Below are 13,287 nucleotides of genomic sequence, written 5' to 3' on the forward strand. Positions count from 1 at the left end.
CTTAAAATTAATAAAACAATTTCGTATGTATGCAATCGTAGAGATAGCAGGGCAACAATTTAAAGTAAGCAAAGACTTAAAGGTTTATGTTCACCGTTTGGCTAACGAAGAAGGTTCAAAAGTTTCTTTTGACAAAGTTCTTTTAGTTGACGATAAAGGGAATGTAACTTTAGGCGCCCCAGCTATAGAAGGTGCTTCAGTAGAAGCCAAAGTGTTACAACACTTAAAAGGAGACAAAGTTATCATTTTCAAAAAGAAAAGAAGAAAAGGATACAAAAAGAGAAACGGTCACAGACAATATCTTACTCAAATTGTAATTGAAGGTATTACAGTAGGTGGAGCTAAAAAAGCTGCAGCACCTAAAAAAGAAAAAGTAGTAGCGGAAGCGCCAGCAACTGAAGCAGCTCCAAAAGCAGCTCCAAAAGCTAAAAAGGCAGCTCCAAAAGCTAAAAAAGAAGATACTAAAGAATAATTAACAATATTAAAACCAATACGTCATGGCTCACAAGAAAGGTGTCGGTAGTTCGAAGAATGGTAGAGAATCAGAATCAAAACGTTTAGGCGTTAAGATTTTTGGTGGTCAAGCTGCTATTGCTGGAAACATCATCGTAAGACAAAGAGGTTCTAAACACAATCCAGGAGAAAACGTTTACATCAGTAAAGATCATACTTTACATGCAAAAGTTGATGGAGTTGTTAAGTTCCAAAAGAAAAGAGATAATAAATCATACGTTTCTATCCTTCCATTCGAAGCATAATCTGTAGATTTTATATATCATTAAAAAACCTGTTTCTCACGAAACAGGTTTTTTTTATACTATTATTTATTTACTACATCCAACCACAAACTATCGCACCGATAATCGTTAAGGAAACCATCCAGTACCCAGAATGAATGAAGATATATTTCCATGACCTTCTTTCAAACAAGCCATTGATAGCAATCATTGGGAAAGCAAACCAAATACCCGTAAATAATCCGTGAAAAGCGCCATGTTTAGCTGTTCTGAACACTGTGCCATAATCGGCCATAAAAGCCGCAAAAGAGGGTTTCGCTTCGGCAACTTTATTAAAACCACCCACCATACTCATGGCGCCCATTTGATGAATAGACAGCATTTGCATCACCATTCCAATAAATATGGAAAAGATAAATGTTAGTCCGAAGATTTTTAGCATATTCCCTTTTTCCAATTCTTCTTGGGTCAAACCCGTTTCTTTCATCCATACTGTTCCAAAAACTTTTGGATGATACCATACAAATCCTACTAACAAAGTAGTCAAAGCCGCCACAACTGGCGAAATAAAATTCATTTCCATAGCATTAGTTTTAGTTGTTAATAGAAACAAATATAAAAATAATACCCATAAAAAAACCCTTGTATCGCTACAAGGGTTTATAAAAAATCGTAATTCTTTAGTATCTATAATACTCTGGTTTGAATGGTCCTTGAACCTCTACACCAATGTACGCTGCTTGCTCTGGACGCAATGTCTCTAATTCTACACCTAATTTAGCCAAGTGTAAAGCCGCTACTTTTTCATCCAAATGTTTTGGCAACATGTATACGTCATTGTTGTAAGCCGCACTGTTTTTCCATAATTCGATTTGAGCCAAAGTTTGGTTCGTAAATGAGTTACTCATCACAAAACTTGGGTGACCTGTAGCACAACCTAAGTTCACCAATCGACCTTCGGCCAAGATGATGATATCTTTTCCGTTTACGTTGTAAATATCAACTTGAGGTTTTACTTCGTTTTTAGTATGACCAAAGTTTTTGTTCAACCAAGCCATGTCAATTTCGTTGTCAAAGTGTCCGATGTTACAAACTATCGTTTTGTCTCTCATTTGTTCGAAGTGAGATCCTAATACAATATCTTTATTTCCAGTTGTAGTAATAATGATGTCAGCTGTACCAATAACGGTGTTCAATTTCTTTACTTCAAAACCGTCCATAGCTGCTTGTAAAGCACAAATTGGATCAATTTCAGTAACGGTTACAATAGAACCCGCACCTCTAAAAGAAGCTGCTGTTCCTTTTCCTACGTCTCCGTATCCACAAACAATTACTCTTTTTCCCGCCAACATAATATCGGTTGCTCTTCTAACTGCATCTACAGCCGATTCTTTACATCCGTATTTGTTATCAAATTTCGATTTAGTAACCGAGTCATTAACGTTGATTGCCGGCATTGGCAACGTTCCTGCTTTTACTCTTTCGTATAATCTATGAACTCCTGTTGTAGTTTCTTCAGACAATCCTTTGATTCCTTCTACTAAATGTGGGTAACGGTCAATCACCATATTAGTCAAATCACCACCATCATCCAAAATCATGTTCAATGGTTTTCTGTCTTCACCAAAGAATAAAGTTTGCTCAATACACCAGTCAAAATCTACTTCGTTCAATCCTTTCCAAGCATATACTTGAATTCCTGCAGCAGCAATGGCAGCAGCAGCTTGATCTTGAGTAGAGAAAATATTACAAGAAGACCAAGTTACCTCAGCTCCTAAAGCAATTAAAGTTTCAATCAAAACTGCAGTTTGAATCGTCATGTGCAAACATCCAGCAATACGAGCTCCTTTTAAAGGTTGTTCGTCTTTATATTCTGCTCTAAGCGCCATCAATCCTGGCATTTCAGCTTCTGCTAATTCAATTTCTTTTCTTCCCCAAGCCGCTAGAGAAATGTCTTTTACTTTGTAAGCCACATAAGGCATCGTTGCTGTACTCATTTATAGTATATTTGTTGTTCTAAAAATTTTTGCAAAACTACATAATAACTTATGATTTTAAAAACATTCCCCTACTTTTATGAATTGTTAAGGGAGCTAATCTTTTAAAAATCAATAAAATAATTGTAATTCATTACTTTTTAGAGCTATTCCCGCCATTCGCTTTATCTTTGCCGCCAAAAACCGGCCGCAAAGGATGTCACTTCTGTCGGGGCTAAAACACGTTTTCGGTATGCCATTGTATAAAACCATTCAGCACAATTCCAATACACAAATCCTAATTTGGGACATCACCGAATCATTTGACCAATTGAACCAAGAAGTCCAATTGAACCAAAAAAACCAATTGCGCCTCAACGGAATGAAGTCCGAAATGCACCAACGGGCTTTTCTAAGCATCCGAAAATTATTGGCGCTAGCCGGTTATTCCGATTTTGATTTAGAATATGATATATTTGGGAAACCCCATTTAGTAGATCACAATTACATTTCCATTACCCATTCCCATCATTTTTCCGCCATTATTGTAAGCAACGAACCCGTTGGCATCGACATCGAAATGCAACGCGAAAAAATTCTAAAAATCGCGCACAAATTTGTCAATGACGAAGAATTAAACCGACTTCAACAAACAGATTCAGCTGAATACATTAAAAAACTCACCGTGAAATGGGGCGCTAAAGAAGCCATTTATAAAATTAAAAATGAAAAAGGCATTAGCTTTAAAGACCATATACAAGTAGCTCCATTTGAATTGAATGAAACACCAACTTTAGCTAATTTGAGTTATGGAGGAGTAGAGGAAAAATTCGACATTCATTTTTCAGAATTGGACACTAATTTTACTTTAGTGTATGCCTTTCAAAACAACTCTTCAAACCAACTCCACTAAATATGTTCGAATTTTTCTTTTCTCAATACAAAGACTACCAAACCTATGATGTTGTGTTAGAAATCATCGCGGTGTTCTTAGGAATCGCAAGCGTTTGGTATGCTAAAAAAGACAATATTCTAGTTTTTCCAACCGGAATGGTTAGCACTTTTATCTATGTGTATTTACTTTGGAAATGGACTCTTTGGGGCGATATGATGATTAACTTCTATTATTTTACCATGAGCATTTATGGCTGGTATTGTTGGACCCGAAAAAAAGGAGACAACCTCGAGTTTCCAATTTCCGTAATTTCTGATACAGAAAAACGCATGTCCCTATTTATCTTTATCTTTACTGTCGCATTTGTTGTCGCTGTTTACCTTTATTTTAATAAATTCAATACTTGGTATGCGTATGTAGACACCTTTGTCACCGGAATTTTCTTTATAGGAATGTGGCTTATGGCCAAACGAAAAATTGAAAATTGGGTATTTTGGATTGTTGGAGATCTGGTTTCCATTCCCTTGTATTTTGCAAAAGGATTGACCTTTACGAGCTTTCAATATATAGTATTTACAATTGTTGCCGTTTACGGCTATTTAGAATGGAAGAAAACCTTAAACAGCTCCCCAGCGGACCTAAAAAAATTATAAAAATAGCTTTATTCGGTCCCGAAAGTACTGGAAAAACCACTTTAGCAAAACAATTGGCCGAATACTACAAAACCGATTGGGTACCTGAATTTGCACGCGATTATCTTCAAGAAAAATGGGACAAACACCAAACCATTTGCGATGTCAATGACATGTTGCCAATAGCTTATGGACAAACGCAGCTTGAAAATGAAAAAATGGCAATCGCCAATCAGTATCTTTTTTGTGATACGAATTTAATGGTAACCAAAGTTTTCTCTGAAGTATACTACAACTATTGTGACCCTTTATTAGACCAAGCGGCACGCGAACACAAATACGACTTATTTTTTCTAACCGATATTGATGTGCCTTGGGAAAAAGACGATTTGCGAGACAAACCCGAAGGAAGGGAAACCGTTTTTAGCGTTTTCAAACAATCACTAATAGACAACAACAAACCATTTATTACCCTATCAGGTGACGCAAGCTTACGTCTCAAAAAAGCCGTTTCCATTATTGATGATTTGACTTTAGCATTAGAAAAAGGGAAATCTTCATTAGAATTTGTTCAAGAGTATCTCATCCAGAAAAATTAAATCCATCTCGTTTTTTTGCAATTGAATTTTGAGATTGCAATTGCAATTGCAATAGAATGTGCTATATTTGCACTGTCTCAAGGGGTGCTCTAAATAACGAGCTGAGATTATACCCAATGAACCTGAGCAGGTAATGCTGCTAAGGGAAAACAGACTTAACGATTAACACACCTGTTAATTATGTAGTCTAGAGTAACCATTTAATTTTTAACCAAGAATAATGACCCCTGTTATTCGTAATTTTTTTACGAATGAAATATTTATTATTCAAAACGAGCCGAAAACAATTAATTATTAGCTCATTCCTGTTGTTCTCTTTAGCCACATTGGCCCAAGAAAAAAACAAAGACACCACCCAAGTCAATCAACTTGATGAAGTATTGGTATCGGCAATTCGAGTGACCTCTAAAACCCCTGTTAGTTTTAGTAACCTTTCCAAAAAAGAAATTCAAAACCGAAATCTAGGACAAGATATTCCTATTTTGATGAATTACATGCCTTCGGTAGTGACTACTTCGGATGCCGGAAACGGGGTGGGTTATACTGGGATTCGTGTTCGTGGAAGCGATGCGACACGTGTCAACGTAACCATCAACGGAATCCCGTACAACGATTCTGAAAGCCACGGCACTTTTTGGGTGAACATGCCTGATTTTGCTTCTTCACTTCAAAGTGTGCAATTGCAACGTGGTGTAGGAACCTCAACCAATGGATCTGGTGCTTTTGGAGCTAGTTTAAATATGCTAACCGATTCGTATTCGGAGAAAGCATCTGGTGAAATCTCCAATTCTTTTGGAAGTTTTAATACACACAAAAACACGGTAAAATTCAGTACCGGTTTACTTAATGATCATTTTGAGATTGCGGGACGTGTTTCTACTTTAAATTCTGACGGTTATATTGACCGAGCGAGTTCCGATTTGAAATCTTATTTCTTACAAGGAACGTATGTTGGCAAAACCACTTTAATCAAAGCTTTGGCTTTTGGAGGAAATGAAAAAACTTATCAATCTTGGAACGGAATAGATGGAGAAACGTTGTTAACCAACAGAACCTTTAATTCGGCAGGAATTTACACAGATGAATTAGGTCAAACTCGTTTCTACGACAATGAAACAGACAATTACCAACAAGACCATTACCAGTTGCATTGGAACGAAAAACTAAGCACTAATTGGAACACTAATCTTGCCTTTCATTACACCAAAGGAAAAGGCTATTATGAAAATTATAAAGAAGATGGAGAAGTTGCTAATTATGGATTAAGTCTTATTTCAGGAACTACAATCAACTCTTCAGCTATCAGCACCACCGATTTAATTCGCCAAAAATGGTTAGATAACGATTTTTACGGCACTACATTTTCAGCCAATTACCAATCCAACAAATTGGATTTTATCTTTGGCGGAAGCTATAACAAATACGAAGGAAATCATTTTGGAAAAGTGATTTGGGCTAGATATGCCGGCCCATCCGAACTAGGCGATCGTTATTATGACGATACGGCAACCAAAATAGAGGCTACCGCTTTCGCGAAAGCCAATTACCAAGTGGATGAGAAATGGAGTCTTTTTGGCGACTTACAAATTCGTAATGTACACTACCAAGCCAATGCATATGAAACCGGATTAGTGAATGATACCTTCTCTTTTTTCAATCCGAAAGCCGGACTTAATTATACAGTCAACTCCAAAAACAATCTATACTTCTCCTACGCTAGAGCCAATAGAGAACCCAATCGTACCGACTATGAAAGCGGCAATATAAAACCAGAAAAATTAAATGATTTCGAATTGGGTTGGAGGTATTTGTCGGACAAAATGCAATTGAATACTAACTTCTATTATATGGCCTACCAAGACCAATTAATTTTAACTGGAACCCTTGACGATGTTGGAAATCCAATTCGTTCCAACAGTGAAAAAAGTTACCGATTAGGTGTAGAAGTTGATGCTGCAATTGTGCTATCTTCAACATTTAGCCTTCGTCCGAACCTTACAGTAAGTCGTAATAAAAACATAGACTTAGCGGTAAGCGGACAAAATTATGGGACCAAAGACATTTCGTATTCCCCTTCAGTAATTGCAGGAAATAGTTTGATTTACAAACCAACTGAAAGCCTGCAAATTATTTGGTTGCAAAAATATGTAGGACAACAATACATGAATAACATTGAATTACCAGAAGCTAAATTAGCCGATTACTTTATCAACGATTTGAATATTTCCTATGAAATTAAACCAAAATCAGTTTTCAAATCGATAATTTTTAAAGGATTAGTCAACAATATTTTAGATAAAAAATACATTTCAAACGGCTATATGTGGGACATATACCCATACTATTACCCGCAAGCTGGAACTAATATCTTGGCAGGAATAACATTGAAATTTTAAACTGTAGCATTTAGCGATTTGAAGAATTCCTGGCAGCAATGTCAGGATTTTTTAATTGTAAATTCGGAGCACATTCCCATTGACTTCCACTCGGTATTGTTTCATAGGATATTGTAAACTCCCTTGCCCAGAAAACAAACTATAGGTTTTGTTATCACAAGGACAAACGGCATCAATCCCGTTAATAGTCATTGTAGAACACGAACTTAAGCTTTGATTCGGACAAGCAGCATCAAAGGCATTATAACCACTTCCTGTATTGAAAATTAGTAACCCTTTTACCCCTTTCCCAGCATAATAAATCGCATTACTAGGATATTGAAGATTGGAATACAAAGGCAAGTTCATATTGATATCCACCGTAAAAGTGTAATTAGGAATGAAAGGATTCGTATTAATAGGTCCGTTATCCGAACAGGAAAGAAATACTAAAAAAAGGACAGAGAGCCAGACCGACTTTTTCATTATAAAAGAATTAAGTAGCTAAGAATTAGCGAAACAAATTTAATTTATTTACATTTGAAATAGGTTGTGAAAATGAATATAGTTACAATCTAAATAAAATTATAGTATCTTTGTGGAAAGAAATCCCGTCCTGATGGGATTTTTTCTATTTTATATAAACAATGAAGTTATGAGCACAGTATCTTATTACACCGCAGAAGGATTAAAAAAATTACGAGAAGAATTAGATTATTTAAAAAATGTGATGCGTCCAAAAGCATCGCAAGATATTGCTGACGCAAGAGACAAAGGCGATTTGTCTGAAAACGCCGAATACGATGCTGCCAAAGAAGCACAAGGCATGCTAGAAATGCGCATCGCTAAATTAGAAGAAATTCATTCTAATGCCCGTTTGATCGACGAAACTCATTTAGACGTTTCTAAAGTATTGGTTTTATCTAAAGTAAAAATCAAAAACCAAACGAACGGAATGGAAGTGATTTACACTTTGGTGGCCGAAAGTGAAGCCGATTTAAAAACTGGAAAAATTTCTGTAACCTCTCCAATAGGAAAAGGGTTGTTAGGAAAATCTGTTGGAGAAGTAGCTGAAATTACGGTGCCTAATGGTGTATTGAAATTTGACATCTTAGAAATTACTAGAGAATAAATTCAATCGCATGAGTTCTATTTTTACCAAAATCGTAAACGGAGAAATTCCTTGTTATAAAATTGCAGAAGACGCTAATTTCTTAGCTTTTTTAGATGTTAATCCGAATGCCAAAGGACATACATTGTGCATTCCAAAACAAGAAATCGACCAACTTTTTGAAATAGATGACACATTGTATTTGGGCTTAATGCAATTCTCTAAAAAAATTGCTACCGCCCTACAAAAAACAGTTCCTTGCAAACGCATCGGAATGTCCGTTATTGGTCTGGAAGTACCTCACGCCCATGTTCATTTAATACCTTTAAACGAAATGTATGAAATGCGCTTCCAAAACAAAGTAACGCTTAGCAAGGAAGAATTCGAAGCTTTGGCCAAAGCAATTCAAAACAATTTATAAAAATAAAAAAGCGAATCGATTTAAATAGATTCGCTTTTTTTATAACTCAATTGGATCGTACTTCCTTTACCTATTCCGGATTGAACTACTTTAATTCGGCCCTTGTGGTACTCTTCAACAATTCTTTTCGTTAAGGAAAGTCCTAATCCCCAACCTCTCTTTTTGGTCGTAAAACCGGGTTCAAAAATAGTCTTGAATTGTTTTTTAGGAATTCCAATTCCGGTGTCTGAAACTTTAATTTGTATCCATTCGCCGTCTTGTTCCATAACCAAATCTAAATTGCCCTTTCCTTTCATAGCATCAATGGCATTTTTGACTAAATTTTCAATGGTCCAACTGTGCAACGTAGCATTGAATAAAACAAAAATCGGCAACTCCGGTGCTTGAAAAGTAAATACGACTTGCTTAGAAAATCGTGATTGCAAATAATCAATAGTTTCTTTTGTTGCAGCAATTATATCTAAATTTTCTAATTTGGGTTCCGACCCAATTTTTGAAAAACGATCGGTTATGGTTTGCAAACGCTCAATATCTTTTTCAATCTCTTGAGTGGTCGATTCGGCTACATTCTCTGCTTTTAACAACTCAATCCAACCAATTAAAGACGAAAGTGGTGTTCCTATTTGATGTGCTGTTTCCTTGGCCATTCCGGCCCAAAGTTTGTTTTGCGTAGCCATTTTTGTACTACGGTAAAAATTATACACCAATGCAGCAAACAAAACGATAATCAACACTAGAGCAATAGGATAATATTTTAATTTGTTCAACAAAGCTGAATTTCCATAATACAACTTTTGAAACTTCCCAGGAGCATATTGTATCACAATAGGATCATTTTCATTTTTAAGATCTGCGAGAAAATGAGCCGATTCGGTTGCACTTGCAATGATTCTTTCATCTATATTCACCGCATTGATGATCTTATTATTCTCGGTTAAAATAATTGGTATCGAGGAATTGGTGCTGAAAATTTGCAACGGTAATTCTACATCAGCATCGGCATCGGCATTGATCAAAGTTTTTTGAGCTTTGGCCCAAAGATTCATTTTCAAACGCTCTTCATTTTTGAAAATTTGGAAAAAGGTATAGGTATTCCAAAGTATCAATGAAATAATTAAAAAAGAGACTATTATAATAAACCATCGCGTGGTATTGCGTCTATCCGAAAACATAGATTCAATTTAGTTTATAAATGTAACGAAATAATTTGAAAAAGATTTTAGGCCTTCGCCAAAGAAAAATACTTGATCAAAAAAGACCTCTTGTCTAGAAAAGAAGAAGTTAGTATATTTGTAAACCTAACGTAGAAATAAACTTAAAAAATAATTCAGATGGAAGTTACAGGAAGAGTAAAAATGATTGACCAAACTAAAGAAGTAGGTTCTGGTGGTTTCAAAAAAAGAGATATTGTTGTTACTACTGACGAACAATACCCACAACATATTTTGGTGCAATTTGTTCAAGACAAATGTGACTTACTAAACAATTATCAAGTGGGTGACCAAGTGAAAATCGACATCAATTTAAGAGGTCGTGAGTGGACTAACCAACAAGGTGAAACAGTTTATTTCAATACTATTCAAGGATGGAGAATTGGAAAAGTACAAGCAGAAGCTCCAGCAGCTGCTCCACAAACTCCTCCTATGCCGGCAGCAGAAACTTTTGCTCCAGCAACTAATTTAAACGAAGAAGAGCCAGACGATTTACCGTTCTAATCTCTAAAAAAATATACCTTAAAACCCGACTCCAAAGCGTCGGGTTTTTTTATTTACATTTGTAATTCATAAATACTACCAAGCATGAACTGGGAACAACTTTTATCATTAAAAAGACAAGGCGACAAAGGCAAAAGACTTCGTGTAGAACAAGACGATACACGTCTAGGGTTTGAAGTCGACTACGATCGTATCATCTTTTCGGCTGCCTTTAGAAGTTTGCAAGATAAAACCCAAGTCATCCCACTTTCCAAAACTGATTTTGTACACACCCGTTTGACGCACAGTCTAGAAGTATCAGTTGTAGGACGTTCTTTAGGCCGATTGGTAGGAAAAAAAATCTTAGAAAAATACCCGCATTTAAAAGAAGTACATGGTTATCATATGAATGATTTTGGGGCGATCGTTGCTGCAGCATCCTTGGCACACGACATTGGAAATCCGCCTTTTGGTCATTCGGGTGAAAAAGCTATTGGCGAATATTTTTCTATTGGAAAAGGACAACAATACAAAGACCAACTCAATCCAAAACAATGGCAAGATTTAATCGATTTTGAGGGCAATGCCAATGGGTTTTCAGTTTTAACCGCGGATCGTCCAGGAATTGAAGGCGGCTTGCGAATTTCGTTTGCCACCTTGGGTGCTTTTATGAAATACCCAAAAGAAAGTTTGCCCAAAAAACCAACTAAAAATATTGCCGACAAGAAATACGGTTTCTTCCAAAGCGACAAAGTATTCTTTGAAGAAGTCGCTGCAGACATGGGCTTAATTCCTAATAAGTCTGGGAAAGATATTGGTTTTGAAAGACATCCATTGGCCTACCTTGTGGAAGCCGCAGACGATATTTGTTACACCATTATTGATTTTGAAGATGGAATTAATTTGGGTTTAGTTCAGGAAGAATATGCCTTAGAATATTTAATCAAATTAGTTAAAGATTCAATTGATAGTGCCAAATACAGCACCTTAATTACCAAAGAAGATCGCATCAGTTATTTGAGAGCATTGGCAATTGGTAGTTTAATTAACGATGCCGTTCGCGTTTTTATTGAAAATGAAGAAGCAATTTTAGCGGGGAAATTTCCCTATGCGCTGACTGATAAAAGCAAGTACAAAGCGCAAATGGATGACATTATTAAATTGAGCGTGAAAAACATTTATCAAAGTCGTGAAGTGATCGAAAAAGAAATTGTAGGTTACCAAATTATCCAAACCTTATTGGATAAATTCATCTCGGCCATGAACAATAAATTCAACGGAACGGCTTCAAATTACGATCAGTTAATTTTAAAAATGTTGCCCGAAAAACACAATGTAGAAAAAGAAAACCTATACGATCGTTTGTTACACATCTGTCACTATGTTTCCATGTTAACCGATGGCAATGCCTTGGAATTATTTGAAACAATTAACGGTACAAAAAAATCCTAATTAGGTAACTAATTAGGATTTTTTTATTCCTTTTATATTTGAATTACTTTACTCGAACTACAAAATAATTTTTCTTTCCGCTTTGTAATAAAACGAATTGATTATTGATTAAATCGTTAGTTGAAAGCTGGTATTCCTCTGTTATTTTTTCTTTGTTAACCGAAATAGAATTGGCCGTCAAGGCTCTTCTCGCCTCTCCATTGGATTTAAAGAAACCGGTTTTCTCATTTAAAACCGTCACAATATCCAGTCCGTTTTCGATTTCACTTTTAGCAATTTCAGCTTGAGGCACACCATCAAAAACTTCTAAGAAAGTGGCTTCGTCCAATTGTTTCAAATCGTCAGCTGAAGCATTTCCAAAAAGAATATTCGACGCTTTAATCGCTTTTTCCAACTCTTCTTTTGAATGCACCAAAGTAGTAACTTCTTCAGCTAATTTTCGTTGTAAGACTCTCAAATGCGGCGCTACTTGATGTTCTGTAATTAAAGCTTCAATAGTAGCTTTATCTAGGAAAGTAAAAATTTTAATGTATTTCTCTGCATCAACATCTGTCGTATTCAACCAAAATTGGTAGAATTTATAAACCGAAGTTTTGTCAGCTGTTAGCCATACATTTCCACCTTCCGATTTTCCGAATTTTGATCCGTCTGCTTTGGTAATCAAAGGACAGGTCATCGCATACGCTTTGGCACCTTCAGCATTCATTCGGCGCACTAGCTCTGTTCCAGTTGTGATATTTCCCCATTGGTCAGAACCTCCCATTTGCAACAAACAGTTGTATTCTTTATGCAAATGGTAAAAATCGTAACCTTGAATTAATTGGTAGGTAAACTCGGTAAACGACATTCCTTCGCCTTCGCCAGACAAACGTTTTTTAACTGAATCTTTTGCCATCATGTAGTTAACGGTAATTCGTTTACCCACATCGCGTGCAAAGTTGATGAACGACAAATCCTTCATCCAATCGTAATTGTTCACTAAAACAGCGGCATTTACTTCTTTCGAATTAAAATCCAAGAAACGAGAAAGTACTGCTTTGATGCCTTCCACATTGTGAGCCAAAGTCGCTTCGTCTAACAAATTTCGCTCATCCGATTTTCCAGATGGATCTCCAATCATTCCGGTTGCACCACCCACTAAAGCAATAGGTTTATGTCCAAAATTTTTCAAATGAACTAACAATAAGATGGGCACCAAACTTCCAATATGCAACGAATCTGAAGTCGGATCAAATCCGATATAAGTCGTTGTCATTTCTTTCAAAAGTTGTTCTTCGGTTCCAGGCATGATATCATGAACCAGACCACGCCATTGTAATTCTTCTACTAAATTTTTCATTTTTAAACAATTTGCGCAAAGATAGCCATTTCATTAGCAATCACAATTGCAAAAAT

Annotated in this window: 15 protein-coding genes; 10 read left to right on the plus strand and 5 right to left on the minus strand. The window is 36.1% G+C overall.

Translation table 11 applies throughout. The features are described 5' to 3' along the window. Positions 1-25 precede the first annotated feature (25 nt). Positions 26-472, plus strand: coding sequence for a 50S ribosomal protein L21 (rplU, locus tag LPC21_RS01625; RefSeq protein WP_229317745.1), 447 nt, complete (start codon positions 26-28; stop codon positions 470-472). 25 nt (positions 473-497) lie between these two features. After that, on the plus strand, positions 498-758 hold the full coding sequence (gene rpmA, locus LPC21_RS01630; protein WP_025539465.1) for a 50S ribosomal protein L27: 261 nt from the start codon (positions 498-500) through the stop codon (positions 756-758). Between the two features lie 73 nt (positions 759-831). Here rpmA and LPC21_RS01635 read toward each other — a convergent pair whose 3' ends face one another. Then, positions 832-1,320 carry a DUF1761 domain-containing protein gene (locus LPC21_RS01635; protein WP_229317747.1) on the minus strand — a complete coding sequence of 163 codons (489 nt, stop codon included), beginning with the start codon at positions 1,318-1,320 and terminating at the stop codon, positions 832-834. Positions 1,321-1,417: 97 nt separating this feature from the next. Continuing rightward, positions 1,418-2,734 (minus strand): adenosylhomocysteinase, encoded by a 1,317-nt coding sequence (gene ahcY, locus LPC21_RS01640; RefSeq protein WP_229317749.1) that lies wholly within the window; start codon positions 2,732-2,734, stop codon positions 1,418-1,420. 232 nt (positions 2,735-2,966) lie between these two features. Between ahcY and LPC21_RS01645 the strand changes: the two genes are divergently transcribed. From LPC21_RS01645 to LPC21_RS01660, 4 genes are all read left to right on the plus strand, one after another. After that, complete coding sequence (locus tag LPC21_RS01645; RefSeq protein WP_229317752.1) at positions 2,967-3,626, plus strand: 4'-phosphopantetheinyl transferase family protein; 660 nt, start codon at positions 2,967-2,969, stop codon at positions 3,624-3,626. A gap of 2 nt (positions 3,627-3,628) precedes the next feature. Next, on the plus strand, positions 3,629-4,261 hold the full coding sequence (gene pnuC, locus LPC21_RS01650) for a nicotinamide riboside transporter PnuC (protein ID WP_229317753.1): 633 nt from the start codon (positions 3,629-3,631) through the stop codon (positions 4,259-4,261). Beyond that, positions 4,213-4,839, plus strand: coding sequence for an AAA family ATPase (locus LPC21_RS01655; protein ID WP_229317755.1), 627 nt, complete (start codon positions 4,213-4,215; stop codon positions 4,837-4,839). The genes pnuC and LPC21_RS01655 overlap by 49 nt, the downstream gene beginning before the upstream one ends. Positions 4,840-5,090: 251 nt before the next feature. Beyond that, positions 5,091-7,235 (plus strand): TonB-dependent receptor, encoded by a 2,145-nt coding sequence (locus LPC21_RS01660; protein ID WP_229317756.1) that lies wholly within the window; start codon positions 5,091-5,093, stop codon positions 7,233-7,235. 51 nt (positions 7,236-7,286) lie between these two features. Here the strand turns inward: LPC21_RS01660 and LPC21_RS01665 are convergent, their stop codons facing one another. After that, on the minus strand, positions 7,287-7,700 hold the full coding sequence (locus tag LPC21_RS01665) for a Rieske (2Fe-2S) protein (RefSeq protein WP_229317757.1): 414 nt from the start codon (positions 7,698-7,700) through the stop codon (positions 7,287-7,289). Between the two features lie 169 nt (positions 7,701-7,869). On the opposite strand from LPC21_RS01665, the gene greA reads away from it, so the two are divergent. Both greA and LPC21_RS01675 read left to right on the plus strand, forming a co-directional pair. Further along, complete coding sequence (greA, locus tag LPC21_RS01670; protein ID WP_229317758.1) at positions 7,870-8,346, plus strand: transcription elongation factor GreA; 477 nt, start codon at positions 7,870-7,872, stop codon at positions 8,344-8,346. A gap of 10 nt (positions 8,347-8,356) precedes the next feature. Beyond that, a complete protein-coding gene (locus tag LPC21_RS01675) occupies positions 8,357-8,746 on the plus strand; it encodes an HIT family protein (protein WP_229317759.1) in 390 nt (129 codons plus the stop codon). Between the two features lie 20 nt (positions 8,747-8,766). Here LPC21_RS01675 and LPC21_RS01680 read toward each other — a convergent pair whose 3' ends face one another. Further along, positions 8,767-9,918: a sensor histidine kinase gene (locus tag LPC21_RS01680; RefSeq protein WP_229317760.1), complete on the minus strand. Its 1,152-nt coding sequence runs from the start codon at positions 9,916-9,918 to the stop codon at positions 8,767-8,769. A gap of 159 nt (positions 9,919-10,077) precedes the next feature. Between LPC21_RS01680 and LPC21_RS01685 the strand changes: the two genes are divergently transcribed. Then, the gene (locus tag LPC21_RS01685; protein WP_229317761.1) at positions 10,078-10,461 is read left to right on the plus strand and encodes a DUF3127 domain-containing protein; all 384 of its coding nucleotides are present in this window, start codon (positions 10,078-10,080) and stop codon (positions 10,459-10,461) included. 84 nt (positions 10,462-10,545) lie between these two features. Further along, positions 10,546-11,892 (plus strand): deoxyguanosinetriphosphate triphosphohydrolase, encoded by a 1,347-nt coding sequence (locus LPC21_RS01690; RefSeq protein ID WP_229317762.1) that lies wholly within the window; start codon positions 10,546-10,548, stop codon positions 11,890-11,892. Positions 11,893-11,935: 43 nt separating this feature from the next. On the opposite strand, the gene tyrS is transcribed toward LPC21_RS01690, so the two are convergent. After that, a complete protein-coding gene (tyrS, locus tag LPC21_RS01695) occupies positions 11,936-13,231 on the minus strand; it encodes a tyrosine--tRNA ligase (RefSeq protein WP_229317767.1) in 1,296 nt (431 codons plus the stop codon). Positions 13,232-13,287: the final 56 nt, after the last annotated feature.

This window comes from Flavobacterium ammoniigenes, assembly GCF_020886055.1.
GTDB lineage: Bacteria > Bacteroidota > Bacteroidia > Flavobacteriales > Flavobacteriaceae > Flavobacterium > Flavobacterium ammoniigenes.

Coding starts and splice junctions, on each gene's coding strand:
- pnuC (WP_229317753.1), top strand. CDS start 3,629: ATGTTCGAATTTTTCTTTTCTCAATACAAAGACTACCAAACCTATGAT.
- tyrS (WP_229317767.1), bottom strand. CDS start 13,231: ATGAAAAATTTAGTAGAAGAATTACAATGGCGTGGTCTGGTTCATGAT.
- LPC21_RS01635 (WP_229317747.1), bottom strand. CDS start 1,320: ATGGAAATGAATTTTATTTCGCCAGTTGTGGCGGCTTTGACTACTTTG.
- LPC21_RS01665 (WP_229317757.1), bottom strand. CDS start 7,700: ATGAAAAAGTCGGTCTGGCTCTCTGTCCTTTTTTTAGTATTTCTTTCC.
- LPC21_RS01675 (WP_229317759.1), top strand. CDS start 8,357: ATGAGTTCTATTTTTACCAAAATCGTAAACGGAGAAATTCCTTGTTAT.
- LPC21_RS01685 (WP_229317761.1), top strand. CDS start 10,078: ATGGAAGTTACAGGAAGAGTAAAAATGATTGACCAAACTAAAGAAGTA.
- LPC21_RS01680 (WP_229317760.1), bottom strand. CDS start 9,918: ATGTTTTCGGATAGACGCAATACCACGCGATGGTTTATTATAATAGTC.
- LPC21_RS01660 (WP_229317756.1), top strand. CDS start 5,091: ATGAAATATTTATTATTCAAAACGAGCCGAAAACAATTAATTATTAGC.
- LPC21_RS01690 (WP_229317762.1), top strand. CDS start 10,546: ATGAACTGGGAACAACTTTTATCATTAAAAAGACAAGGCGACAAAGGC.
- LPC21_RS01655 (WP_229317755.1), top strand. CDS start 4,213: ATGGAAGAAAACCTTAAACAGCTCCCCAGCGGACCTAAAAAAATTATA.
- LPC21_RS01645 (WP_229317752.1), top strand. CDS start 2,967: ATGCCATTGTATAAAACCATTCAGCACAATTCCAATACACAAATCCTA.
- rplU (WP_229317745.1), top strand. CDS start 26: ATGTATGCAATCGTAGAGATAGCAGGGCAACAATTTAAAGTAAGCAAA.
- ahcY (WP_229317749.1), bottom strand. CDS start 2,734: ATGAGTACAGCAACGATGCCTTATGTGGCTTACAAAGTAAAAGACATT.
- rpmA (WP_025539465.1), top strand. CDS start 498: ATGGCTCACAAGAAAGGTGTCGGTAGTTCGAAGAATGGTAGAGAATCA.
- greA (WP_229317758.1), top strand. CDS start 7,870: ATGAGCACAGTATCTTATTACACCGCAGAAGGATTAAAAAAATTACGA.